This window comes from Paracoccus sp. MC1854 (genome assembly GCF_014164635.1).
GTDB lineage: Bacteria > Pseudomonadota > Alphaproteobacteria > Rhodobacterales > Rhodobacteraceae > Paracoccus.
Map to the genome: position 1 here is coordinate 22,064 of NZ_JACJFU010000016.1, position 23,234 is coordinate 45,297.

Annotated in this window: 20 protein-coding genes; 12 read left to right on the forward strand and 8 right to left on the reverse strand. The window is 70.4% G+C overall.

Annotated elements, in window-relative coordinates:
- Nucleotides 1-11: 11 nt before the first annotated feature.
- From H5395_RS12380 to H5395_RS12410, 7 genes are all read left to right on the forward strand, one after another.
- On the forward strand, nucleotides 12-920 hold the full coding sequence (locus H5395_RS12380) for an MBL fold metallo-hydrolase (RefSeq protein ID WP_182792891.1): 909 nt from the start codon (nucleotides 12-14) through the stop codon (nucleotides 918-920).
- A 25-nt stretch (nucleotides 921-945) separates the two neighbouring features.
- Nucleotides 946-2,160, forward strand: coding sequence for an acetyl-CoA C-acetyltransferase (locus H5395_RS12385; RefSeq protein WP_255440645.1), 1,215 nt, complete (start codon nucleotides 946-948; stop codon nucleotides 2,158-2,160).
- Nucleotides 2,157-3,410 carry an acetyl-CoA hydrolase/transferase family protein gene (locus tag H5395_RS12390; RefSeq protein WP_182792892.1) on the forward strand — a complete coding sequence of 418 codons (1,254 nt, stop codon included), beginning with the start codon at nucleotides 2,157-2,159 and terminating at the stop codon, nucleotides 3,408-3,410. Before H5395_RS12385 ends, H5395_RS12390 begins: the two co-directional genes overlap by 4 nt.
- Before the next feature lie 26 nt (nucleotides 3,411-3,436).
- The gene (locus H5395_RS12395) at nucleotides 3,437-4,075 is read left to right on the forward strand and encodes a glutathione S-transferase family protein (protein ID WP_182792893.1); all 639 of its coding nucleotides are present in this window, start codon (nucleotides 3,437-3,439) and stop codon (nucleotides 4,073-4,075) included.
- A gap of 67 nt (nucleotides 4,076-4,142) precedes the next feature.
- The gene (locus H5395_RS12400) at nucleotides 4,143-5,306 is read left to right on the forward strand and encodes an acyl-CoA dehydrogenase family protein (RefSeq protein WP_182792894.1); all 1,164 of its coding nucleotides are present in this window, start codon (nucleotides 4,143-4,145) and stop codon (nucleotides 5,304-5,306) included.
- Between the two features lie 11 nt (nucleotides 5,307-5,317).
- Nucleotides 5,318-6,154: a MaoC family dehydratase N-terminal domain-containing protein gene (locus H5395_RS12405; RefSeq protein ID WP_182792895.1), complete on the forward strand. Its 837-nt coding sequence runs from the start codon at nucleotides 5,318-5,320 to the stop codon at nucleotides 6,152-6,154.
- On the forward strand, nucleotides 6,148-6,936 hold the full coding sequence (locus H5395_RS12410; RefSeq protein ID WP_182792896.1) for a CoA ester lyase: 789 nt from the start codon (nucleotides 6,148-6,150) through the stop codon (nucleotides 6,934-6,936). Before H5395_RS12405 ends, H5395_RS12410 begins: the two co-directional genes overlap by 7 nt.
- 87 nt (nucleotides 6,937-7,023) lie before the next feature.
- On the opposite strand, the gene H5395_RS12415 is transcribed toward H5395_RS12410, so the two are convergent.
- Nucleotides 7,024-8,292, reverse strand: coding sequence for an MFS transporter (locus H5395_RS12415; protein ID WP_182792897.1), 1,269 nt, complete (start codon nucleotides 8,290-8,292; stop codon nucleotides 7,024-7,026).
- Nucleotides 8,293-8,775: 483 nt separating this feature from the next.
- Here H5395_RS12415 and H5395_RS12420 point away from each other — a divergent pair, with 483 nt between their 5' ends.
- On the forward strand, nucleotides 8,776-9,588 hold the full coding sequence (locus H5395_RS12420; protein ID WP_182792898.1) for an alpha/beta fold hydrolase: 813 nt from the start codon (nucleotides 8,776-8,778) through the stop codon (nucleotides 9,586-9,588).
- 243 nt (nucleotides 9,589-9,831) lie between these two features.
- Nucleotides 9,832-11,004 (forward strand): multidrug effflux MFS transporter, encoded by a 1,173-nt coding sequence (locus H5395_RS12425; RefSeq protein ID WP_182792899.1) that lies wholly within the window; start codon nucleotides 9,832-9,834, stop codon nucleotides 11,002-11,004.
- Nucleotides 11,005-11,033: 29 nt separating this feature from the next.
- Here the strand turns inward: H5395_RS12425 and H5395_RS12430 are convergent, their stop codons facing one another.
- The 4 genes from H5395_RS12430 to H5395_RS12445 all read right to left on the reverse strand — a co-directional run bounded on the left by H5395_RS12430 (nucleotide 11,034) and on the right by H5395_RS12445 (nucleotide 14,635).
- Nucleotides 11,034-11,429, reverse strand: a complete 396-nt coding sequence (locus tag H5395_RS12430) for a type II toxin-antitoxin system VapC family toxin (protein WP_182792900.1) — start codon at nucleotides 11,427-11,429, stop codon at nucleotides 11,034-11,036.
- Entirely contained in the window at nucleotides 11,426-11,674 is a 249-nt protein-coding gene (locus H5395_RS12435; RefSeq protein WP_182792901.1) for a type II toxin-antitoxin system Phd/YefM family antitoxin, read from the reverse strand. Before H5395_RS12435 ends, H5395_RS12430 begins: the two co-directional genes overlap by 4 nt.
- A 544-nt stretch (nucleotides 11,675-12,218) precedes the next feature.
- Nucleotides 12,219-13,334, reverse strand: a complete 1,116-nt coding sequence (locus H5395_RS12440) for a ParB N-terminal domain-containing protein (protein ID WP_182792902.1) — start codon at nucleotides 13,332-13,334, stop codon at nucleotides 12,219-12,221.
- The gene (locus H5395_RS12445; RefSeq protein ID WP_182792903.1) at nucleotides 13,331-14,635 is read right to left on the reverse strand and encodes an AAA family ATPase; all 1,305 of its coding nucleotides are present in this window, start codon (nucleotides 14,633-14,635) and stop codon (nucleotides 13,331-13,333) included. Before H5395_RS12445 ends, H5395_RS12440 begins: the two co-directional genes overlap by 4 nt.
- Before the next feature lie 486 nt (nucleotides 14,636-15,121).
- Here H5395_RS12445 and H5395_RS12450 point away from each other — a divergent pair, with 486 nt between their 5' ends.
- Entirely contained in the window at nucleotides 15,122-15,814 is a 693-nt protein-coding gene (locus tag H5395_RS12450) for a DnaA N-terminal domain-containing protein (RefSeq protein ID WP_182792904.1), read from the forward strand.
- A 12-nt stretch (nucleotides 15,815-15,826) separates the two neighbouring features.
- Here the strand turns inward: H5395_RS12450 and H5395_RS12455 are convergent, their stop codons facing one another.
- The 3 genes from H5395_RS12455 to H5395_RS12465 all read right to left on the reverse strand — a co-directional run bounded on the left by H5395_RS12455 (nucleotide 15,827) and on the right by H5395_RS12465 (nucleotide 20,112).
- Nucleotides 15,827-16,372 carry a DUF202 domain-containing protein gene (locus tag H5395_RS12455; RefSeq protein ID WP_182792905.1) on the reverse strand — a complete coding sequence of 182 codons (546 nt, stop codon included), beginning with the start codon at nucleotides 16,370-16,372 and terminating at the stop codon, nucleotides 15,827-15,829.
- A gap of 401 nt (nucleotides 16,373-16,773) precedes the next feature.
- Nucleotides 16,774-18,726 (reverse strand): acyl CoA:acetate/3-ketoacid CoA transferase, encoded by a 1,953-nt coding sequence (locus H5395_RS12460; RefSeq protein WP_182792906.1) that lies wholly within the window; start codon nucleotides 18,724-18,726, stop codon nucleotides 16,774-16,776.
- 3 nt (nucleotides 18,727-18,729) lie between these two features.
- Nucleotides 18,730-20,112 (reverse strand): GntP family permease, encoded by a 1,383-nt coding sequence (locus tag H5395_RS12465; protein WP_182792907.1) that lies wholly within the window; start codon nucleotides 20,110-20,112, stop codon nucleotides 18,730-18,732.
- 223 nt (nucleotides 20,113-20,335) lie between these two features.
- Here H5395_RS12465 and H5395_RS12470 point away from each other — a divergent pair, with 223 nt between their 5' ends.
- Both H5395_RS12470 and H5395_RS12475 read left to right on the forward strand, forming a co-directional pair.
- Complete coding sequence (locus H5395_RS12470; RefSeq protein WP_182792908.1) at nucleotides 20,336-21,886, forward strand: hypothetical protein; 1,551 nt, start codon at nucleotides 20,336-20,338, stop codon at nucleotides 21,884-21,886.
- The gene (locus tag H5395_RS12475; RefSeq protein ID WP_182792909.1) at nucleotides 21,862-23,229 is read left to right on the forward strand and encodes a peptidoglycan-binding protein; all 1,368 of its coding nucleotides are present in this window, start codon (nucleotides 21,862-21,864) and stop codon (nucleotides 23,227-23,229) included. Before H5395_RS12470 ends, H5395_RS12475 begins: the two co-directional genes overlap by 25 nt.
- The last annotated feature ends 5 nt before the right edge of the window (nucleotides 23,230-23,234 follow it).

A 23,234-nucleotide genomic window follows, 5' to 3' on the forward strand; every position in this document is an offset into this window, starting at 1 on the left:
GAAGCCGCCAGATGATCCAGTCCCGCACCATCGGCCGCGCCCGCGTGACGCGCGTCGTCGAATACGCAGCCCCGACCCATGACCCGGCCTTCCTGTTCCCCTCGCTGCCGCAGGCGGAACTGGACGCGGCGGCCGACTGGCTGGCGCCGCATCACTACATCCCCGCGATGAACCGGCTGATCGTCACCATCCAGATCTGGGTGGTCGAACTGGACGGCAAGGTGATCCTGATCGACACCGGCGTCGGCAACGACAAGCCCCGCGCCGCGGCCCGGATGAACCGGCTGAACAACCGCGTGCTGGAATGGCTGGAGGCAGCCGGCGCCGGGCGCGAGCGCGTCACCCATGTGATCCAGACCCACATGCACATGGACCACACCGGCTGGAACACGGTGCTGGTGGACGGCGAATGGGTGCCGACCTTCCCCAATGCCCGCTACCTGATGCCCGAAACCGACTTCCGTCACTATGAGGTCGCGCTGAAGCAGGCCCGCGACGCGGTGATGGACGACAGTTGGGACGACAGCGTGGTGCCGGTGGTCGATGCCGGGCTGGTCGATTTCATCGCCGACGACGCCGGCGAGATCCTCGGCTGCCTGACGGTGGAACCCGTGCCCGGCCACACGCCGGGGATGCTGAGCTTCCGCCTGAAATCCGACGGCGAGGAAGGGCTGTTCACCGCCGACGTGTTCCATTCGCCGCTGCAGATCGCCCATCCCGACCTCAACACCGCCTATTGCGCCCTGCCCGACGTCGCGCGCGAAACCCGCGCCCGGGTTCTGGCCGAGGCCGCCGACAAGGGCACCCTGATCATGCCGATGCATTTCGGCCCGCCCTGCTGCGGCTATGTCCGCCGCGATGGCGACGGCTATGTCTTCGAGGGCGCCGACTGGCCGGACCTGTCGCTGCCGCAACGCTGACCCCAAAGGAAAGGATCGCCCCCCCATGACGACCCCCATGCGACGAGCCGCCATTGTCATGCCGCTGCGCACCCCCGTGGGCGCCTTTGGCGGCACCCTGCGCCCGCTGACGGCCGAAAAGCTGGGGGCCGTGGTCGCCAAGGCCGTGGTCGAACGCAGCGGGCTTGACCCGGAACGTATCGACGACGTGGTCTTCGCCCAGTCCTATGCCAATTCCGAGGCGCCCTGCATCGGCCGCTGGGTCGCGCTGGAAGCCGATTTCCCCGTGGGGGTGCCGGGGATGCAGCTTGACCGGCGCTGCGGCGGCGGCCTTCAGGCGCTGGCGAGTGCTGCGATGATGGTGCAGACCGGGGCCTGCGACGTGGTCATGGCGGGCGGCGTCGAATCGATGTCGAACATCGAATATTACGCCACCGACGTCCGCTGGGGCGCCCGCGCCGGCAACATCCATCTGTACGACCGGCTGGACCGGGGCCGCGAACGCTCGCAGCCCGAACGCCGCTTCGGCAAGATTTCCGGCATGATCGAGACCGCCGAGAACCTCGCCCGCGAATACAGCATCACCCGCGAGGAGGCCGACGCCTATGCCGCCCGCAGCCAGCAGCGCGCCGAGGCCGCCTGGGCGAACGGCGTCTTCGCCGACGAGGTCGTGCCGGTCGCCGTCCCCCAGCGGAAAGGGGCGGATGTGGTCCTTGACCGCGACGAGGGCGTGCGCCCCGGCGTGACGGCTGAATCCCTGTCAGGCCTGCGTACGATCATGAAGGGCGGCACCGTCACCGCCGGCAACGCGGCCCAGCAGAACGACGCCGCCGCCGCCTGTCTGGTGGTGGCCGAGGACAAGCTGGCCGAGCTTGGCCTGCAGCCCCTCGCCTGGTTCCACAGCTGGGCCGTGGCGGGCTGCGAGCCGGCGACCATGGGCATCGGCCCGGTGCCCGCCGTGCAGAAGCTGCTTTCCCGCAACGGGCTGTCCCTTGACGACATGGACCTCGTGGAACTGAACGAGGCGTTCGCCGTGCAGGTGCTGTCGGTGCTGAAGGGCTGGGGCTGGAACGACCCCGACCGGCTGAACGTCCACGGCTCGGGCATCTCGCTGGGCCATCCGGTCGGCGCGACGGGGATGCGGATCGCGACCACGCTGGTCCGTGAACTCGGCCGCCGGGGCGGGCGCTACGGGCTGGAAACCATGTGCATCGGCGGCGGCCAGGGCATGGCCGCGGTCTTCGAACGGGCCGAGGAATGAGCGGCCGCGCCGCCCTGTCCGTCGCCGCCGGCGATCTGGACTGGCGCGGCCTTCTGCCCGCGGGCGGCATGGTGGCCTGGGGCCAGGCCTCGGCCGAGCCGCTGTGCCTGACCGAAAGCCTGATGGCGGCACGCCACCGGGTCGGCGGCTTCCGCGCCGGGATCGGGATCACCCTGTCGGGCGCGGCCGCGCCGGAACACGCCGATTGCGTCAGCTTCGTCTCCTACACCGGGGCCGGGAACAACCGGCGGCTGGCGCGGGCGGGGGCGCTCGACATCCTGCCGCTGACCTACGGGCAGTTCGCCGATGCGCTGTCGCCGGTGGACCTGCTGCTGCTGCACCTGCCCCCCGCGGGGCCGGACGGCAGCCATTCCATGGGCCTCGTGTCGGAATACATCGCCGACCTGATCCCCCGCGCGGCCATGGTCGTGGCCGAGGTGAACGACCGCCTGCCGCAGACCTTCGGCAGCCGCCGGGTGCGGCCCGACGAGATCGACGTGATCGTCCATTCCTCGCGCGACCCCCTCGCCATGCCCGAGGCCAGGTCCGGGGAAACGGCGAAAGCCATCGCCGCCCGCGTGGCCGGGCTGATCGAGGATGGCGCGACCCTGCAGCTCGGCATCGGCCAGTTGCCCGAGGCCATCCTTGCGGCGCTGGGGGGCCACCGCGACCTCGGCATCCATTCCGGCACCATCGGCGACGGCGTGGCCCGGCTGGCCGCAGGGGGGGCGCTCACCAATGCCCGCAAGTCCATCGACCCCGGCCTGACCGTCACCGGCGCGATCATGGGCGGCCCGGAAGCCTGGGCCTGGGCCGATGGCAACGACGCCCTGCGGCTGGCGCCCACCTCCTACACCCATGATCCGGCTGTGCTTGCGCGGATCGAGCGCTTCGCCGCGATCAACTCGGCGATCGAGGTGGACCTGACCGGCCAGATCAACGCCGAGATCGCGGGCGGCACCTATGTCGGCGCGGTGGGTGCTGCGGGGGATTTCCTGCGCGCCGCCGCGCGTTCACCGGGCGGGCTTCCCATCATCGCCCTGCCGGCCAGCGTGCCGAAAACCGGGCAGTCGCGCATCGTCGCCCGCCTGTCCGGCCCGGTGTCCACCGCCCGCGCCGATGCGGGCATCATCGTGACCGAACATGGCGTGGCCGACCTGCGCGGCCGCACCTTGCGCGACCGCCGCCGCCTGATGCTGGGGATCGCGCCCCCCGAACACCGCGCCTCGCTTGAGGCCGACAGCCCATGAACCCCGCTTCCCCCGAAGGAGGACAGATGCCCACGCTTCACTGGTCGCCCCGCTCGCCCTATGTCCGCAAGGCCATGGTCGCCATCCATGAAAAGGGCCTCGCGGACAAGGTGCAGACCGTCCGCACCGCCGCCGACCCCATGGTCCCGCATGAAGGGCTGATGGAAACCAACCCCCTCAGCAAGATCCCCACACTGGAACGCGAGGGGCTGCCCCCGATCTGGGATAGCCGGGTGATCTGCGAATGGGCCGACGCGACCGGGACCACCGGGCCGCAGCTGTTCCCCGCCGACCCCGAGGCGCGGCTGGCCGCGCTGCGCGACGAGGCGACCGGCTCGGGGCTGATGGACATCGCCCTGCCTTGGCTGGTGGAAACCCGGATGCGGCCCGAACCCCAGCGCAGCGACCAGCAGATCGCAGCCTGGCGGCGCAAGACCCTTAGCACCCTCGACTGGCTGGAGGCCAATATCGACGCCATCGCCGCGCGGGATTTCGACGTGGGCCACATCGCCATCGGGGTGGCGCTCTGCTATCTCGATTTCCGCTTCTCGGCCGAGAACTGGCCCGAGGGCCGGCCCAGGCTCGCCGCCTGGCACGCGGGCTTCCGCGACCGCCCCTCGGTCCGGGCGACCGAGTTCCGCGACGATCCCCGCCCCGCGGCCTGACAAGGCCCCGACCCGCGCACCGGCCCTGCATGGGCCTTCCCTGAACGCATTGACCGGACCCCAAGCCATGAAGCACACGACCTCGGACCAGTATCAGGACATCCGCGACGCGGTGCGCGCCCTTTGCGCGCAGTTCCCCGATGAATACCACCGCCGCATCGACGACGAGCGCGCCTACCCTGCGGAATTCGTGGACGCGCTGACCGAGGCCGGCTGGATGGCCGCCCTGATCCCGGAAGAATACGGCGGCTCGGGCCTCGGCCTTGCCGAAGCCTCGGTCATCATGGAGGAGATCAACCGTTCGGGCGGCAACTCGGGCGCCTGCCACGGGCAGATGTACAACATGAACACCCTTGTCCGCCACGGGTCCGAGGAACAGCGCCAGAAATACCTGCCGAAGATCGCCAGCGGTGAATTGCGCCTGCAGTCCATGGCCGTGACCGAGCCGACCACCGGCACCGACACCACGCAACTCAAGACCACCGCCGTGAAGAAGGGCGACAAGTATGTCATCAACGGCCAGAAGGTCTGGATCAGCCGGGTCCAGCATTCCGACCTGATGATCCTGCTGGCGCGCACCACGCCCCTGTCCGAGGTGAAGAAGAAATCCGAAGGGCTGTCGATCTTCCTCGTCGACGTCAAGGAGGCGGTCGCCAATGGCATGGTCGTCAACCCCATCGCCAACATGGTCAACCACGAAACCAACGAGCTGTTCTTCGACAACCTCGAGATCCCGGCCGAAAACCTGATCGGCGAGGAAGGCCGCGGCTTCAAGTATATCCTGACCGGCCTGAACGCCGAACGCACGCTGATCGCCGCCGAATGCATCGGCGACGGCTACTGGTTCATCGACCGGGTGACGAAATACGCCAACGAGCGCGTCGTCTTCGGCCGTCCCATCGGCCAGAACCAGGGCGTCCAGTTCCCCATCGCCGAAAGCTTCATCGAGGTCGAGGCCGCGAACCTCATGCGCTGGGAAGCCTGCCGGCTTTACGACGCCCACCAGGACAGCGGCGCCCAGGCCAACATGGCCAAGTATCTGGCGGCGAAAGCCAGCTGGGAGGCCGCCAACGCCTGCATCCAGTTCCACGGCGGCTTCGGCTTTGCCGCCGAATACGACGTGGAACGCAAGTTCCGGGAAACCCGGCTGTATCAGGTCGCGCCGATCTCGACCAACCTGATCCTGTCCTATGTGGGCGAGCATATCCTCGGCCTGCCGCGCAGCTTCTGAAGGGGGCGGGTATGCAACTGGATCTCGACCACCTGCGCGGCTGGATCGGGCGCGAGGAAAGCGCCAGCGAGCTGATGACCCCGGTCCTCGCGCAGCGGTTCAACGCGATGCTGGACCGCGAGGGCGACACCGCACCGGGTGCGGACGCGCCGCGCATGGTGCATTACTGCCTGTGCCAGCCCGCCGCCCCCACCGCCGAATTGGGCGAGGACGGCCACCCGTCCCGCGGCGGCTTCCTGCCGCCGGTGCCCCTGCCGCGGCGGATGCGCGCCGGATCGACGATGGAGTTCACCGGCGAGATCCGCATCGGCGAAACCGTCTCGCGCGTCTCGCGCATCCTCGACGTCAGCGCCAAGGAGGGCCGCTCGGGCCTGCTGTGCTTCGTCACGCTGGAAGACAGCTACGCCAGCGACGGCCGCCCGGTGCTGACCGAACGGACCGACATCGTTTATCGCGGCCCGGCCGGCGAGGAAAAGGCGAAAGCCGCGCCCCCGCCCGCCCCGGCGGGCGCCCATGTGCGGACCGTCACGCCCACGCCGCCCTTGCTGTTCCGCTATTCGGCCGTGACCTTCATCGGCCACCGCATCCATTACGACCTGCCCTATGCGCGCGAGGTCGAGGGCTATCCCGGCCTGATCGTCCACGGCCCGCTGCAGGGGACGATGCTGGTCCATATGGCGCAGGACCTGCGTGGCGCGTTGCCCGCGCGGGTGACTGTCCGGGCCATGTCGCCGATCTTCGACACCGCCGATTTCACCCTGAACGCCACCGACGACGGCGAGGGCATGAAGCTGTGGACCGCCAGCGCGAACGGCCCGGTCGGGATGGAGGCCCGCGTCCAATGGTAGGCGTCGCGCAGGCCCGCACCGCGCTGTTCGTGCCCGCCGACCGCCCGGACCGCTTCGCCAAGGCCGCGGCTTCGGGCGCCGACGCGGTGATCCTCGATCTCGAGGACGCCGTCGCACCCTCGGGCAAGGAGGCCGCGCGGGCGCTGATCTCGGCCGATTTCACCGACCGGCCGGTGCTGGTCCGCATCAATGCCGCGGGCACGCCATGGCACGAGGCGGACCTTGCCGCGCTGGCGGGGGGGCGCTTTTCCGGGGCGATCCTGCCCAAGGCCGAGGATGCCGAAACCACATCGGCGGTGGCCCGAAGGCTGGGCGACGTGCCGCTGGTCGCGCTGGTGGAATCCGCCAAGGGCATCGCCAATGCCCGCGCCATCGCGGCGGCGGGGCCGGTGCGGCTGGCCTTCGGCTCGGTCGATTACTGCGCCGACCTCGGCTGCGCGCATGACCGCGAGGTGCTGCTGCCCGCCCGGTCCGAACTTGTGCTGGCCTCGCGGCTGGCCGGGATCGCCCCGCCCCTTGACGGGGTGACGGTGCAACTGGGGGACGGCGCGGTGGCCCATGGTGACGCCGCCCACGCGCGGGCCCTGGGGATGACCGGCAAGCTCTGCATCCATCCCGCCCAGATCGCCGCCGTCGCCCGCGCCTTCCTGCCCTCCGAGGCCGAGGTGGAATGGGCGCGCCGGGTGCTGGCCTCGGGCGACGGCGCCGTGGCCGTGGACGGCGCCATGGTCGATGAGCCGGTGCGCATCCGCGCAAGGGGCATCCTGTCGGCGCTGTCCTGACGCCCTCGACTCCGGCCCCCGCAAATGAAACGCGCCGCGGCACATGGCCGCGGCGCGTTTTTCCGTTCGTGACGGGCGGTGTCCCCGTCAGGTGGCGGGCGCCCGTTGCGCCCCGTCCGGCAGGTCCAGGCTGATCGCAGTCAGGTCGCGCCCCTTGGTTTCGGGCAGCAGCAGCAGCGCCAGGCAGGCCAGCGCATAGGCCACGAAGCAGAAGACCGCGATGGCCGGCGCCAGCCCCATCGGGACGGCCAGCAGCCCGACGCCGGTGATGCAGAAGGCCGCGGCGGTCTTGCCGAGGTTGTAGGAAAAGCCCATGCAGGTCGTGCGCACCTCGGTCGGGAACAGTTCCGACAGGAACGGCCCGATCGCCGCGAACATCCCGATCACGCCGGCACCGACGAAGAAGCTGAGGATATGCGACAGCGCAGGCGTCAGCGGCACCAGCATGTAGGTCACCGTCAGGATCCACGAGGCCACCGACATGAACAGCAGCGTGGCCTTGCGCCCCCAGCGGTCCGACAGGTAGGCGGTCAGCACGAAGCCGCAGAAGGTGCCGGTCGCCATCACGAAGATCGTCAGAAGCTGCGAGCCTTTCTGCAGCCCGCGTTCCACCAGCAGCGTCGGCAGCCAGATCAGCACGACATAGGACGAGGCCTGCATCCCGAAGACCAGCAGCGCGCCCAGAGTCGTGAACTTGATGTATTGCGGCTTGAAGACGGTCGCGAAGGACGCCTTGTCATGCGGCCGCTCGGCCGCCTTCTTGTAGGCGGTGGATTCGTCCAGGCCCCGCCGGACCCAGAAGATCAGCGCCGCCGGGATCGCGCTGAGCCAGAAGGTCATCCGCCAGGCCAGGTCAGGCTCGAAGATCGCGAGAATGGTGATCGCGGTGATCGCCGAGCCCAGCCAGCCCAGCGAAAAGGCCGACTGCACGAAGCCCATGGCCTTGCCGCGGTGCTTGGGGTTGATGACCTCGCCGATCAGCGCCGCGCCGACGGCCCATTCGCCGCCGAAGCCGAAGCCCTGCATCACCCGCGCGGCCATCAGTTGCCAGTAGTTCTGGGCGAAGCCGGCGACGATGCCCCATGCGGTGAACCAGATCACCGTGAAGACCAGCACCCGGACCCGGCCGATGCGGTCGCTGATGATGCCCGCGATCCAGCCGCCGGCGGCCGCCGACAGCAGCGCCGCGGTGCCGATCATCCCGACCTCGGCCTTGGTCAGCGCCCACAGCCCCATCAGGGTCGGCAAAAGGAAGCTGAAGATCTGGACGTCGTAAGAATCCAGCGCCCAACCGCTGTAGCAAGCCCAGAAGGTCTTGCGCTCTTTCGGCGTCCCTTCTTGATACCACCTGAACATTGTTCGACCCCTCCCGGTCATTCTGCTGTCAGACGTTCACAGCCCTTGCGCCGCCATCGCGGTTGCGGGCCATCCCGACCCAGAGGCGGCCTCGCGCCGCCGCCGGGAACATCACCTTGCCGGCGCCGCCTGGCGCGGGTTGGCAAGGGCCGTGCGCGTTGCACCGGAATGACCGGGGCAAACCCCCGCCGGCGCCGCATTCCATCCGGCATGATCGCTGTTGCCGCAGGCGGGCCTGGCGGCCGCGCGGGCCGCAGCCGTCATCCTGATGTCGAACATGGCTGACTCCTCCCCAAGGATGTCGCCCTTTCACCGCTTCTCCACCACCATGATAAATGTCCTTATGGTGGACAAGTGTTCGCATATCGTAACAGTTCGGCCGTTTCCCGGTCAAGCGCAAAGATTCCCCGCCCTGCCCTTTCCCGCCGGTCCGGTCCGGCAATAGGATGCCGCCCATGTGCCGAGGCAGACGGAGGAGCGACGATGCGCTGGGTCGAGGTCAACGGAAAGCTGCTGCGCCACCGCCACCGTCCGGGGCGGGGGCCGTGCCTGATCCTGCTGCACGAGATGGGCGGCTCGATCGAAAGCTGGGACCTGGTGCTGCCGCATCTTGCGCCGGACCAGGCCTGCCTGATCCCCGAGATGCGGGGGATGGGGATGTCGGAACGGGTCCGGGGCGATTTCGCCATGACGGACCTTGCGGCCGACCTGTTCCACCTGATCACCCACCTGGGGATCGAGGGGCCGGTGGTCCTGTCCGGCTGCGCCGTCGGCGGCGCGGTGGCGCTGCAATTCGCGCTGGATCATCCCGACCGGGCGGCGGGGGTGGTCCCGCTGGACCCGGCCCTCGACACCCGGCCCGAAAACGTGGCCGCCGTCCGGGCGCTGGCCGACCGGATGGAAACCGAGGGCCTGCGCGCGGTCGAGCCGCTGCTGCTGGACCGCACCTATCCGCAGCCCTACCGCGACGCCGACCCCGACCATTTCGCCGCGGTGCGCGGCCGCTGGATGGCCAACGATCCGGGGTCCTTCGCGGCCTACCTGCGGATGCTCAGCCGCACCGACCTGTTCCCGCGTCTGGGCGAGGTCGCCTGCCCGGTGATCCTCGGCTCGGGCGAGGATGACGTGCTGCGGCCGCCCGAATATGTGGCACGGGTCGCGCAGGCCATCCCGGGGGCCGAGGTGGTCAGCCTCAGGGCCGGCCATCACCTGCCCGACCACGCCCCCGAGGGGGTCGCGGGCATCCTGAACGAGATGCTCCGCCGCGTCGGGGACGGCGCCCCCCCGGCATCGTGACTTCGGCCCGCCAATAGGTCGCCCCGCCCCCGGTGCGACCCTTGGCGGCATAAGGAGACCCGCGCCCACGGGCGCAGGAAAGCCCCTGCGGGTGCCAGCGGTCTCGACCGTGGAGGCTCCACACACTCACCGGCCCCGGTGCGTCCCGCTTGCCTTCGCGGCGCCTTCGGGACAGGAACCTCGCATGGCGACATGGGCAGGGGGTTCCGCCCTGATCTTTCCGGAGAGCAACGATTGTCCTTCATGACCGGGGCGGTGACGCCGCCGAGGATGGCCACGCTGGTGGCGCTGGCGGGGATCGCCGCGCTGTCCATGAACGTGTTCCTGCCGTCGCTGCCCGGCATGGCGCGGCATTTCGGCGTCGAATACGGGGTGATGCAACTGTCCGTCTCGGCCTATCTCGGGGCCTCGGCGGTGGTGCAGCTGCTGGTCGGGCCGATCAGCGACCGCTGGGGGCGCCGGCCGGTGATGCTGGGGGCGCTGGTGATCTTCCTTGCCGCCACGGCCGGGACGCTGCTGGCCCCGAACGCGGGCTGGTTCCTCGCCATGCGGATGGTCCAGGCGGTGGTGACGACGGGCCTCGTGCTGTCGCGGGCGGTGGTGCGCGACATGGTGGCGGGGGCGGCGGCGGCCAGCCGGATCGGCTATGTCACCATGGGCATGGCGGTGGTGCCGATGCTGGCCCCCATCGCGGGCGGGGCGCTGGAACAGCTCTGGGGCTGGAAGGCCAGCTTCACCGCGATGTTCGTCCTCGGGCTGGCCGTGCTGCTGCTGGCCTGGGCCGACATGGGGGAAACCGCGCGGGGCGGGTTGTCGCTGCGCGCCCAGTTGCGGGCCTATCCGGTGCTGGCGCGGTCGGGGCGGTTCTGGGGCTATGCGATGGCCGCGACGCTGGCCTCGGGGGCCTTCTTCGCCTATCTGGGCGGCGCGCCCTTCGTGGGCGAGACGGTGTTCCGGCTGACCCCGGCCGAGGTCGGCTACTGGTTCGCCGCGCCCTCGATCGGCTATCTCCTGGGCAACTATGCCTCGGGGCGCTGGTCGATGCAGTGGGGCATGGACCGGATGATCCTCTGGGGCGCGGTGGTGACGGTGGCGGCGGTGGGGGGCGCGCTGGCCGCGAACCTCGCGCAACTGCACCATCCGCTGGCCTTCTTCGGCGCGGTGGCGGTCATGGGGCTGGGCAACGGCATGGTCATGCCCAATGCCAATGCCGGGATGATGAGCGTGCGGCCCGATCTTGCCGGCACCGCCAGCGGCCTCGGGGGCGCGCTCGCGGTCGCGGGGGGCGCGGCGCTGGCGGCGCTGGCGGGTTATTTCCTTGTGCCGGGCGCCGGGGCGACGCCGCTGCTGGTCATCATGCTGCTGTCCGCGCTGGGGTCGCTTTGCGCCGTGCTGGGGGTGTGGGCCGCGCGGTAAGTCCCTGCGCGCGGGGCGCGCGGGCCGGTTCAGCCAAGGATCGCCACGCCCTCGGCCTCTGCCGCCCGCATGAGCGCCCGGTCCAGCGTCGCCAGCGCCGCGCCGTGGCGCAGGGCGGTTTCCAGATACAGCGCGTCATAGGCCGTCAGCCCGTGGCGGCGGGCAAGGTCGATCACCACCGCCCCCTCGGGCGCGGCGTCCAGCGTGATCGCCAGCGCGTCGAATGTGCCCAGCAACTGTTCCACCATGCCCGCGGGCAGACGACCCCGGCGCTCGCTGACCAGCAGGATGTTGCGCAGTTCCACCCACAGCAGCCAGGGCGCCAGCACCGCGTCATGGCTGACCAGCGCCGGGCCGAGGTCCAGCCCGCTTTCATCCGGCATCGCCCAGCCGATCAGCGCCGAGGCATCGACGACCAGGCTCACCGCCGGCCTTCGTCGCGGGCCGACAGGATCCCGGCGGGGTCCAGCGCGATGCCGCGAGCGGCGAGCTTTTCCCGCAGCGCGCCCATCCGGGCGACGGCGGCGGCGCGGTCGCTGCCCTGCCCCGCCGGCACCAGCCGCGCCACCGGAGCGCCGCGGCGGGTGATCAGCACCGACTCGCCCGCCTCGGCGGCGGCGAGCAGTTCCGACAGGTGGGTCTTGGCCTCGAAGGCGCCGATCTCGCGCATGGGATTCCCTCTGACTGGTTGGCAGTCTAGTCTGTTGCGGGAAGCTGTCAATGCTTGAAGTGTGAAAGCGGCTGACGCCCTGCCCCTTGCCGGCGGCATCTTCCCCGCGGGGAAGATCAGGCTTTCCCCGCCCTTGCAATCCGCGATGGTTCCTGCGGGAAAGGCTACTGCGCCATGTCACTGGAGCAGCCATCTTCCCCGCGGGGAAGATCGGCCCTGATCCTTCTGCGGCCGGCAATCTTCCCCGCGGGGAAGGTCAGGATACTGTGCCGTTGGGGCCACCTTCCCCGCGGGGAAGATCACCACCCTTCGGATGCTGGAACGATAACCTTCCCCGTGGGGAAGATCGGCGTGCTGTGCTGTTAGACGACCACCTTCCCCGCGGGGAAGATCATCCCCTCCCTATCCATTGCCTGCAATCTTCCCTGCGCGAGAGGTCAGGCTGACCGGTAGCCGCGAGGCGACCTTCCCCGCGGGGAAGGTCACTGCGCCCCGATGCTGGTGCGCCCCGATGCTGGAACGATGACCTTCCCCGCGGGGAAGATCAGTCCAGCCGCCCCAGCATCTCGGCCACGGCGGCCTCCAGCTTGCGGCGGTCGATGGTGGAAAAGTCGCGGGGCAGACGGATTTCAAGCCGCCCGTTGGTGGCGGTGCAGCGGGCGCTGCCCTGCGGGCGGGCGATCTGGAAGCTGGTGCGCGCCCTGCCCGCCGGCACCGGCACCTGCGAAGGGCGCGGCTTCGCACCCGTATCCTCTGTCCCGTCCCCCTGCCCCGCGTGGCGGCGCAGCACCTCAAGCTCGTCCCGGACCGAGCGCGTGTCCCAACCCGCAAGCTCGGCCCGGATCATGGCCACCAGCCCCGGCACCTCCTCCAGCCGCTGCGCCAGCGCGAGGCCGAGGGCGCGCGGGATCTCGTGGGGGTAAAGCAGCACGCCTTCCAGCCGCTCGACCACCGGGATGAAGGCGCGGATATAGCTGCGCTTCTGGTAGCCCGCCGACTTGAACAGCACCGCCACGGCCTTTTCGGGATCGGTCTCGCCGGTCTCGGGGTCCATGGCGTAATGCAGCGCCATCTGCGCCATTTCGGCAAAGGACAGGTCCTTGCGGACGAGGTTCTCGTCCACCATCCGGCGGTACAGCGACTCCAGTGCGTCGCCCCGCGCCACGATGCCGGCCGGGATGCGGCCCCAGCGCTCGGCGTCGCCGGTTTCCTCCAGAAGCTGGCGATAGGCCGCCAGCCGGCGCCAGCCCTGGATCAGCTCGTAGCGCCCGTCCTCGCCCGGCTCGACCCGGATCGGGTTCGACAGCCCGATGTCGCGGATCGAGGCCACCAGTTCCCCCAGTTCCGGGTCCGGCGCCGGGGTGCGGTCGCGGATCAGCTTGCGGGTATCCACGGCGTCCAGCGGGACCAGGTCCACGATCAGGCCGGCGCGCTTCAGCCGGACGTGTTCCTGCGCCAGCGCGTCGTTCTCGGCCCGGATGCCGGCCTCGATCCGGGCGCGGTCGCGCTGCGATTCCGCCGTCTCGACAATGGCGGTCGCCATCGGGCCGCGGCGCTGGTCGGCCTTCCCCGCGGGGAAGGTTTCAAGGGCCGCGTCCGGGGGGGCGGCCACGTCGTCCTTCGGCAGGTCAATGTCGAACATCCGGCGCTTGCGGCTCATGCCCGATCCTCCAGCTTGTCCCAGGCCTGCAGCGCGTAGCCCCGGAATTCCTCGTAGGCGCGGTCGAATGTGGCGCGGGCGCGGCGCCAGGTGCCGCGGGTCATCTCGCGGTAGTCGATCTCGTAGACCGAGGACAGGAACCGGCCCGACTGTTCCACGGCGCGGGTCAGCTCGATCGGATGCTCGGCCATCCGCTCGCCGAAGACTTGGCGGAAGGCCCCCAGCATCGCCTGGTGCAATTCGTTGGACGGCTCATAGCGCGTCATCAGGAAGCGGACATCGGCGAAGGCCTTGGGCAGCGCGATCTTCCCCGCGGGGAAGTTCTCGAAGCCGTGCGACAGGTCGCCGAGCGCCTCGGCAAGCTGGCCGATGAAGCTGGTGGTGGAATCGTATTCCCAGTAGCCGGGGCCGGAGGGGATGTAGAGCATGTCGGCCGCGAAGACCGCGTTCATCGACTGGTAGCCGATGGCGGGCGGGCAGTCGAAGAAGATCAGGTCATAGGCATCGTCCGGCAGGCTGTCGAGAAAGCGCGAGACGGCGGCGAAGAAGGTCCATTCCGGGTTCAGGTGCCGATACTGGGCGCTGGCGAATTCGACGAATGCGGCGTTGGCGCAACTGGGGATGATGTCGATGGTGGACCAGGAGGTGGGCCGGATGAAATCCGCCGGTCGCAGGGCGCCGAGGCCCATGTCGCGGATCGAGGCCGGCAGCCTGCGCCGGGGCAGGGCGGTGCCCGACTCGGCCCCCTGGGCCGCGGCGTTCATGCGGTCGGTCTCGCGTTCGAGGTCGCGGGCCATGATCCCCCAGACGGTGTGATCCTCGTCCACGTTGTTCAGGCCCATGGAATGCGACAGCGTCGCCTGCGGGTCGAAGTCCACCGCCAGCACCCGGTAGCCGTCCAGCGCCGCGGCATGGGCGAGATGCAGGGCGACCGTGCTTTTCCCGGCGCCGCCCTTGAAATTGGCGATGGCCGCGCGCAGCGCCCGCTTGCCCGCCGGGCGCGGCGGCATCAGCGACTTGCGGTTGATGCGGATGCGGCGGCGCAGCTCGTTGATCTCGTCGAGGCTGAACCAGCGCTGGCGGCCGTCGTCCAGAACTTCCCCGAGGGGAAGGTTCGGCTCGTCGGCAAGCTTGCCGCGGAAGGTGGACTGGTTGATGCGGAAGATCAGCTCGGCGACCTCCCAGCTGGAAAACCGGCGCAGGGTCTTTTCGTCGGCCGGGCTGAAGGTCTGGCGCCGGATCCAGCCCTGCATCCGCAGCGACTGCCGTTGAAGCCGCGCGAGGTCTTCGTGCGAATACATCTTTTCCCCATTTTGCAGGACGCTGTTTTTCATGAATTCTGTTTTTACGCGGAATTCGTATTCGGGGCAAAGTCATTTTCTGCTGATTCACGGAAAGCCGGCGTCTGGCGCCCATCCTGCCACAGCCCGCGCCGCGTTGCGCCGAATCGGGGACGGGCGTCCGGGCTGTTGCCGGATCTGGCAGGGGGCGGAAGAACCCTGGGAATTGGGGGACATCCCTGGTCCCGCCGCAAGGGATTAGGGGACATCTGCGGCGGAATGGGGGACATCCAGGGTGTCCCCCATAACCTATGATACCGATATTTCTTTGCGGGATTGGGTGGCTGTTGCGGCGCAACAGCAGCGCACGCTTGACAGGCGGGCCAGACAGGACACTAATGACCCCATAACGGCGAAAAGCGTTCTGGGGACGCCCGCAGCCAGGGGACAGGACAGCGACCGGGCAGGGGCGGCAGCCCCGCGGCGGGGCCGGAGAGCGAGGACAGCATGCAGGCGATCCGTCCGGCCGGGCACGAGGGGGCAAGCCGCAAATATGACCTGCTGACGGCGCTGGCGGCCCATGCGCTGGCGGGCGACCAGCACCGGCAGCGCATGGTGCTGCGGCTGATGGCGCTGATCACCGCGCGCTACAACTGGCAGCGGGACGAGCTGGCGGTGGGGCAGGCCGAGATCGCCCGGCTCTGGGCGGTGGACGAGCGCACCGTCAAGCGCGACATGGCGCGGCTGCGCAGCCTCGGCTGGATCACGGTCAAGCGGCAGGGCGCGCGGGGGCGGGTCTCGGTGCTGGGCCTCGGGCTGGACCGCATCCTGCTAGACACCCGGCCCGAATGGGCGAATGTCGGTCCCGATCTGGTCGCCCGCCTTGGCGGCGCACCCGAGCCCGCGGAACCGGGCGACAGCCCCACGGTGGTGCCCTTCCGCCGCGCGGGCGGCGGCGAGGGGGCTGCGGGCGCGGTCTGGGCGGCGGCGCGGGCGCTGCTGTCCACCGAGGACCGGGGCGCCTATGAGGCCTGGTTCGCGCCGCTTGCCGATGCGGGGGTCGAGGACGGCCAGCTTCTGCTGCTGGCCCCCAGCCGCTTTCACGCAAGCTACGTGCAGGCGCATCTGCAGCAGCGGCTGGTCACCGCCGCGCGGCGCTGCGACCCGAGCCTTGCCGGGGTGCGGCTGCGGGCGGAATAGGGCAGGGGCCGCTCAGGCCCCGGGGCCGGTCCAGATCCCCAGAAGGGCGGTCGCGGCGACCAGCGACAGGAAGACATTGACCGCGATCAGCACCCAGCCGGGCAGCCTGCGGATGTCGGGGGCCAGCGGCTCGAACCGGAACAACTGGCGCCAGACCCCGGCGGTGAAGCAGAAGATCGCAAACAGCATCAGCACCGAGGCCTGCGCCATCACCATCCAGCCCGGCACCAGCCCCTCCAGCAGCGTCCGCGCGCCGATGCCGCCCGCCAGCCCCACCATCCCCGTGCGCACCCAGGCGGCATAGGTCCGCTCGGCCGCGAAAACGGTGCGGTCGCCGGCAAGCTCTGTCCGGCGCTCGGCGCTGTCCTTGGTGACGACGGCGGCCTTGGCCGTGACCTCTGCCGCCTCGGCCGAGGTTTCCGCGGCCTCGGAGGTCCGCTCGGCGGCTTGCGTCGTCTGCCGGGCGGCGGCGCTGGAATCCTCGGCGGCCGAGGCCGCGCTTTCGGCCGCCTCATGGGTCTTGCGCGCGGTGCTGCCGACCGCCTTGCCTTCGTCCATCCGCCTCCCCCCCTTTGCCGGCCCCGGCCCCGGCCCCGGCCCCGGTCCCGGCCACAGGCGCACCGGCCGCCGGTCTGCGAGGAAAGCCCCGGCCCGCCCATCGGTTCCATCGGGACGCGGCGCCCCCCCTCAGACAAGCTGCCAAGGCATCCGGGGCCGTCGGCCATGGCGCGGGCTGGTTCGCCGCGCCGCAGGCCGGGCCGGCGGCGGTTGCCGCTCATGGCCGGAAGCGCAGGGCGCAGCCCGGCTTCGAGGGTGCGTCCATGCCGTCAGACACCGCGCAGGCCGGTTCGACGCAGGCCGGTAGAGCGCAGGCCGGTAGAGCGCAGGCCGGGCGGCTCTGCGCCTGCCACGCTTCTGCGGCCCCGCATGGCGGCGGAACGCCGTGACGCGCCTTTCGGTCAGCTACCGGGATCGCGCGGGCCGCTGTCCTGCTGGCGCAGGGCTTCCTCGGCGGCATGTCCGCTGTCGTGGATGGTCCCGCGGCGGCGGCGTTCCAGCGTGCGGCCGAGGCGGCGGCGCAGGAAGGCCGAGGAGGAATAGCGCGACACCCGCCCGTAAAGCCGGGCCTCGAGGTCGTCCACCATCGCGGCCCAGTCCCGTTCCACGGGTTCCGCGATGTGGAACTGGTCGTAGTTCACCACCACGTCCACCCGCCGCCCAAGGGGACCCGCGACCGCATCGACCCGGTCGCGGATCGCCTCGACATCGGCGGGCGTGCGGACGGCCAGCCGCGACAGGTTGATGAACAGGATCTCGCGGCCCGCGTCCCAGGTGATCCGTCGGTCCAGGGGAACGGTCAGCAGGTCGTCCTTGAGCCCCATCGGCGCGTCGGTGAAGATGCGGGGGTCCATGAGGGCCACCTCGCCCACCAGCGGGGCAAAGCCCATGCGGTCGAGGATGTCGCGCTGCAGGTCCACGCCGGGGGCGATCTCGGTCAGGCGCAGGCCTTGCGCGTCCAGCCGGAAGACGCAGCGTTCGGTGACGTAAAGGACCGGCTGGCCCAGCCGGGCGGCGCGGGCGCCGGAGAAGGTGATCTGCTCGACCGACGCGCCGAACTTCTGCGCGCGGCCCTCGGTTTCGATCTGCAGCCGGCCCTCGCCCGCGCGGACGGACAGGCCGCCCGCCGTGAAGGTGCCGGCGAAGACCAGATGCCGGGCGTTCTGGCTGATGTTGATGAAGCCGCCCGAGCCGGCGAGCTTCGGGTCGAAGCGGCTGACGTTCACGTTGCCCGTCCCGTCCACCTCGGCCATCCCGAGGCAGGCGAGGTCGAGGCCGCCGCCGTCGTAGAAGTCGAACTGCTGGTTCTGGGCGATGGTGGCCTCGGTATTGACCGCCGCGCCGAAGTCGAGGCCACCTGCCGGCTGGCCGCCGATCACCCCCGGCTCGGCCGTCAGCGTCACATGGTCCAGCAGCCCTTCTTCCGCCGCGACCGCCGCCACCCCTTCGGGCATCCCGATGCCGAGGTTGACGACGCCGCCCACCGGCAATTCAAAGGCGGCGCGGCGGGCGATCACCTTGCGGTCGGTCAGGGGCAGGGGGGCGGCCGCATCGGCGGGGGCGCGGTAGCGGCCGGTGTAGTAGCGGTTGTATTGCGTGGCATAGGTCTGCGGGTGCAGGTCCGGGGGCGCCACGACCACGGCATCGACCAGCGCGCCGGGGATCACCACCTCGCGCGCGGGCAGGCTGCCCGCGGCCACCACCTCGTCCACCTGGACGATCACCACGCCGCCCGAGTTCCGCGCCGCCATCGCCTGCGCGAGATTGTCGAGGATCAGGGCCTCGCGTTCCATGGTGATGTTGCCGCGCTGATCGGCGGTGGACCCGCGCAGCAGCGCCACATGGATCGGCATGGCCTTGAAGAACAGCCGCTCGACGCCTGCGACGGTGACAAGCTCGACCAGGTCCTCGGTCGCGGCGGGGCTGATGCGGCCGCCTTCCAGCCGCGGATCGACAAAGGTTTCCAGCCCCACATGGGTCAGGCTACCCGCCTTGCCCGCGGCGATGTCGCGGTACAGATGCGAGATCACCCCTTGCGGGAAGTTCCAGCCCGCGATCTCGCCCGCCAGCGCCCGCGCGCCCAATTGCGGGATCAGCCCCCAGTGGCCGCCGACGATGCGCTTGACGAGGCCGGGCGCCGCCAGCCGGTCCAGTCCCCGGCCCTTGCCGTCGCCCTGTCCGGCGGCGAACAGCAGGGTCAGGTCGCGGGGGTGGCCTTCCTCGGCGAAGCGGTCGGCCAGCGCCTTCAGCAGCGCCTCGGGGACGCCCGCGCCGACAAAGCCCGAGGTGGTGACGGTGTCGCCCGAATGGACAAGGGCCGCGGCGTCGCGGGCGGGAACGATCTTGTCCGCCATGGCCTAGCCCATCGCTCCCAGCAGGATCACGACGATGGTGGCGAAGACCGGGATCGCGACCGACACGACGAAGATGTCGCCGTAGCTTTTCTTGTGGGTCAGCCCGGTGATCGCCAGCAGGGTGATGACCGCGCCGTTGTGGGGCAGCGCGTCGAAGCCGCCCGAGGCAAGGGCGGTGACGCGGTGCATCAGCTCCATGCTGATGCCCTGCTCGCGCGCCATCGCGGCGAACTGCTCGCCCAAGGCCTGCAGCGCGATGGACATGCCGCCCGAGGCCGAGCCGGTGATCCCCGCCAGCACGTTCACGGCCACAGCCAGCGAGGCCACCGGGTTGGTCGGGAACAGTCCCAGCACCGCGTCGCGGATGATGGCAAAGGCCGGCAGCGACGCGATGACCGCGCCGTATCCCACCTCGGAGGCGGTGTTGAAGATCGGCAGCAGCGAGCCCATCGTGCCGCTGTTCACGCTGTCGGTCAGGTTGGTGAAACGGTGCCAGTTCAGCGCGATCGCCAGCACGATCGACAGCACCAGCGCCACGATGATGGCCCAGATGCCCGCAACCGATTGCAGCGTGGTCGCGCCGTATTCCGGCTGCGCGAGGTAGCTCGCGTCCATCCGCGGGATGACGATGTAGGTGAAGACCGCGTTCAGCACGATGACCGAGACCACCGGCAGGATGGCGATGCCGAAGCCCGGCAGGTCCATGTCCTCGGGCAGCGAGCTGTCGGCGGCGGTGCGCGGGTGGTCGCCGTAGCCTTCCGACCGGGCGTGCGCGGCGGCCGAGCGGCGGTTCAGCCACAGGACGCCCCCCACCAGCATGATGACCCCCGCAATGGTGCCGAGGATGGGCGCGGCGAAGACGTTGGTGCCGAAGAAGGGCATCGGGATCGCGTTCTGGATCGCCGGCGTGCCGGGGAAGGCCGTCATGGTGAAGGTGAACGACCCCAGCGCGATGGCCGCGGGCAGCAGGCGCTTGGGCACGTCCGCGCGGCGGAACAGCGCGTTGGCGATGGGATAGATGGCGAAGGCCACCACGAAGAGCGACACGCCCCCGTAGGTCAGCACCCCGCAGGCCAGCACCACCGCCAGGATGGCGCGATGCGCGCCGACGCTGGCCACGATCTTCTCGGCGATGGTGCGGGCGGCGCCGCTGTCGGCCATGACCTTGCCGAAGATCGCCCCCAGCAGGAACAGCGGGAAGTAGATGATCACATAGCCGCCGAGCGAGCGCATGAAGACCTGCGTGTAGGTCGCGAGGATCGGCAGATCCCCCGACAGCAGCACGGCCAGCAGCGCCAGCAGCGGCGCGAGGATCAGCACGTTGATCCCGCGATAGGCGAGATACATCAGCAGCCCGAGCGAAAGAACGATGCCAAGGAGTCCCATGTCCGACGTCACCTTGTGGTTGTTTGGAAAAGAAAGTTGCAAGAACGTCCGGCAATGACAAGCATTGTTGCGCGTGGGGGCTGCGCCCCTTTGCGCCTGTCTCGACAGGATCGCCGAAGGATGCTACCTTTGGCTGTGGCTGCCGGTCCGTCCTTTTCGGGTGACGCGGCGGTCCGACCGGACGGTGTCGGCGATGCGTTTGATCGACCCACTGAAGATTGCCTTGTCCATTTTCACGGCTGCCGGACCGGCCCTGTCCCAGCCGGCAGAGCCGCAGCTTTTCGCGGTCACGGCCACCGGCCCGGCAGCGGTGCCGGGGCGCGAGCCGCCGCCCTTCCGGGGCGTCGCCTTCGCCATCGGCCCCGACAGCCTGCTGACCGCGCAGGGCGCGGTGGGCGACCCGGCCCGGTTCAGCCCTGCCGTGCGCTTTGCCAAGACCAGCGTGCCCGACCGGACCATCGAGCTTTTCGGCAATGGCGGCCCGGCATTCCCGGCGGGCGTGGCCGCGGCAGACGGCCCGGCGGCGGTGCTTGTCCGCAGCCCGCAGGAACCGCCGCTGGCCAGGGCACGGCTGAGCGCCTGTCCGCCGGGACAAGCGGGCCTGCGCCTGCGGGCGGATGGCGAGATCCCGGTCGAGCCGGTCCTTTCGGGCGGCGTCGTCACCCATTACCGGGTGACGCGGCCCGATGGATGGGACGGGCGCGGCTTTCTCGGCGCGCCGCTTCTTGACGGCGAGGGCCGGGTCGCTGGGATGCTGGCCGACGTGGCGGATGACAGGCGCCATGTCGCGATCGCCCCCATGGCGGCGCTTGCCCATCTGGTGCCGCAGGCCACCCCCATCGACTGCGATCCGCGGCCCGCCACCGGCATCGCCGCCCTGAACCGGACCACCGGCGCGCTGTCGGCACGGGTCGGGAAGACCGAAGGGATGCTGCAGGAAACCCAGCAGGCGCTGAATGTCGTGACCAGCGGCCTTGCCGATGTGGCGGACATCTTCGCCGGCCCCGGCGAGGGCCAGGCCGACATCGAGCCGGTCCTGCGGCTGCTCAGGGATACGCTGCAGCCCGCGCAGCCGCTGGCCGGGCGGGTGTCCAGCATCTCGACGATCCTGCAGCGCCCGACCTGGACGACCAAGGCGAAGTTCTCGGACAGCAGCCTGACGCTGACCCTGACCTTCGCCTACAGGATGCAGCTTCCGGGACGGCCGTTGAGCCAGACGCTGCATCTCTGCAGCAGGCTTCTGATGCCCTACCAGGGCCAGCGGGAGTCAGAGCAGTATTTCCGCTCGCCCGCCTTCTACGCCGCGGCCGCGCGGCCCGGACGGTGCAAGGAAGCCTTTGTGAACCTGCCCAATCCCGGCGGCCCCTCGGATTGGGGCGAATACCGGGCAGAGCTGTATCTCAACGACTTCGAGCACGAGTTCCGGGAATATGTCGCCGGGCGGAACTGGATCGACCCGGCCCATCCCTGGAACCGGGTCATCTTTGTCGCGCTGGTCAGGCCCGAGGCGGCGGGCGGCCCGGACCCGCAGGGGGGGGCGGTGATCCAGCGGGCGCTGATCCGGCTGCCCGAGGGCGGGGACGGGTCGGGGGGCGCGCGGCCCGTCGAATGCCGGGTCTTCGACAGCGACCAGGAGGTGATCGACTTCCTTGCGGAAATGCAGCCGCCGGTCTCGCCCTCGGACCTGTCCACCACCGGCTTCGACGACCTGCCCCGGCTGAAACTCGATCCCGCCAATGCGAGCGACGAATGCGTGCCTTCCTCTGCGTCCTGACGGTCCTGGCAACTGCGGCGCAGGCGCAAGCGCCCGGTCCCGGGGGGGACGCGGCGGGCTTCGACATCATCCACGACGTCCCCCCGGTCCAGAGCATCGCCATCGATGCCGCAACGGGCGGGCTTTTCGCCGCCGTGGCCCCGGATGGCGAGGGGAGCGGATCGGCCATCGTGCAATGGCGCCTGGACCCGGTCCGCCGGGCGGCGCTGTGGCAAACGGAAACCATCGTCAGCGACATCGAGATCACCCCCGCCGGCCTTGTCTATGCCGCGGGCCAGCGGGCCGCCCGGCCCGGCGGCCCGGCGGGGTCGCGCAGCGGCATGGTGATCACCCTCGATCCCGCCCGCCCCGCGGACCCGCCCGCCGTCTTCATCAGCTTTCCCGACAATGCCCGCGTCGATTTCCCGCGCTACAGCCAGGCCGCGCATGACGGCGGAGAGCGCATCTTCGTGACCACGCCCACGCAGTTCACCGTGGCCGGCTATCCCGAGCGGCCCTTCCACCCCGGCGAGACGCCCCATGAGCTGCGGCTGCGATGCGGCGTGCCGGCGCAGTTCAGCCTGTTCGGCCCCCCGGACCGGCCGGGCTATGTCGCCTCGACCGCCGATGGCGCGCTGCTGGAAGCGGGGCTGGTGCAGCCGGACCCGGCGGCGGCCTCCCCCGGCGGCTGCTTCCGGGTGGCCAATGTCTTCAGCAAGGACGCCCCGGCCACGCTGAACAGCGTCGTCCACGCGGTTCTGGCGGATGCGGGCGGCACCGCCGATGCGGTGCTGGCGCTTGAACCCAACACCGGCACCCTCGACCTGCTGCGGCTGGACGGCGGCACGCAGCAGTTGTCCCGCGCCGGCTCGGCCGATCTGGGGGCGGGCGACGGCGCCTTCACGCTGCTTGCGGCAAGCCGCGACGGCTCGGTCATCTTCGTCGGCGGGCCGGGGCAGGAGGGCATCCTGCGGTTCCGGCGCGAGGGCGACGGCCTTGCCCGCGCCGGCACGCTGTGGACCGGGACCGGCCTGCGGCAGATCGAGGTCAGCGCCGACGGACGCCTTGCGGTGCTGGTCATCCGCGATGCCCGCGGGCTTGACCGCATCCACCTGATCCGCGCGCCGGGGGCCCTGGCCGACGGCGCGGCGGGCCTGCCCCCCGGCGGCGACAGCCTGCGGCTGATCCAGTCCGCGCTGAACGAGGCGGGCTTTGCGGTGGGACCGGCGGACGGCATTCCCGGCCCCCGCACCGCCGCCGCCATTTCAAAGGCGATGGCGCGGGAGACCCGTATCGAATCAGGCGGGTTTGACGTAAAATCAATGATCGAGGGGGTGTTCATGACCCCCCCGGCCGGGAAATGATCTGG

Coding starts and splice junctions, on each gene's coding strand:
- H5395_RS12420 (WP_182792898.1), top strand. CDS start 8,776: ATGCGCTGGGTCGAGGTCAACGGAAAGCTGCTGCGCCACCGCCACCGT.
- H5395_RS12465 (WP_182792907.1), bottom strand. CDS start 20,112: ATGGGACTCCTTGGCATCGTTCTTTCGCTCGGGCTGCTGATGTATCTC.
- H5395_RS12380 (WP_182792891.1), top strand. CDS start 12: ATGATCCAGTCCCGCACCATCGGCCGCGCCCGCGTGACGCGCGTCGTC.
- H5395_RS12385 (WP_255440645.1), top strand. CDS start 946: ATGACGACCCCCATGCGACGAGCCGCCATTGTCATGCCGCTGCGCACC.
- H5395_RS12450 (WP_182792904.1), top strand. CDS start 15,122: ATGCAGGCGATCCGTCCGGCCGGGCACGAGGGGGCAAGCCGCAAATAT.
- H5395_RS12435 (WP_182792901.1), bottom strand. CDS start 11,674: ATGCGCGAGATCGGCGCCTTCGAGGCCAAGACCCACCTGTCGGAACTG.
- H5395_RS12410 (WP_182792896.1), top strand. CDS start 6,148: ATGGTAGGCGTCGCGCAGGCCCGCACCGCGCTGTTCGTGCCCGCCGAC.
- H5395_RS12395 (WP_182792893.1), top strand. CDS start 3,437: ATGCCCACGCTTCACTGGTCGCCCCGCTCGCCCTATGTCCGCAAGGCC.
- H5395_RS12440 (WP_182792902.1), bottom strand. CDS start 13,334: ATGAGCCGCAAGCGCCGGATGTTCGACATTGACCTGCCGAAGGACGAC.
- H5395_RS12475 (WP_182792909.1), top strand. CDS start 21,862: ATGCGTGCCTTCCTCTGCGTCCTGACGGTCCTGGCAACTGCGGCGCAG.
- H5395_RS12460 (WP_182792906.1), bottom strand. CDS start 18,726: ATGGCGGACAAGATCGTTCCCGCCCGCGACGCCGCGGCCCTTGTCCAT.
- H5395_RS12425 (WP_182792899.1), top strand. CDS start 9,832: ATGACCGGGGCGGTGACGCCGCCGAGGATGGCCACGCTGGTGGCGCTG.
- H5395_RS12415 (WP_182792897.1), bottom strand. CDS start 8,292: ATGTTCAGGTGGTATCAAGAAGGGACGCCGAAAGAGCGCAAGACCTTC.
- H5395_RS12455 (WP_182792905.1), bottom strand. CDS start 16,372: ATGGACGAAGGCAAGGCGGTCGGCAGCACCGCGCGCAAGACCCATGAG.
- H5395_RS12405 (WP_182792895.1), top strand. CDS start 5,318: ATGCAACTGGATCTCGACCACCTGCGCGGCTGGATCGGGCGCGAGGAA.
- H5395_RS12390 (WP_182792892.1), top strand. CDS start 2,157: ATGAGCGGCCGCGCCGCCCTGTCCGTCGCCGCCGGCGATCTGGACTGG.
- H5395_RS12445 (WP_182792903.1), bottom strand. CDS start 14,635: ATGTATTCGCACGAAGACCTCGCGCGGCTTCAACGGCAGTCGCTGCGG.
- H5395_RS12400 (WP_182792894.1), top strand. CDS start 4,143: ATGAAGCACACGACCTCGGACCAGTATCAGGACATCCGCGACGCGGTG.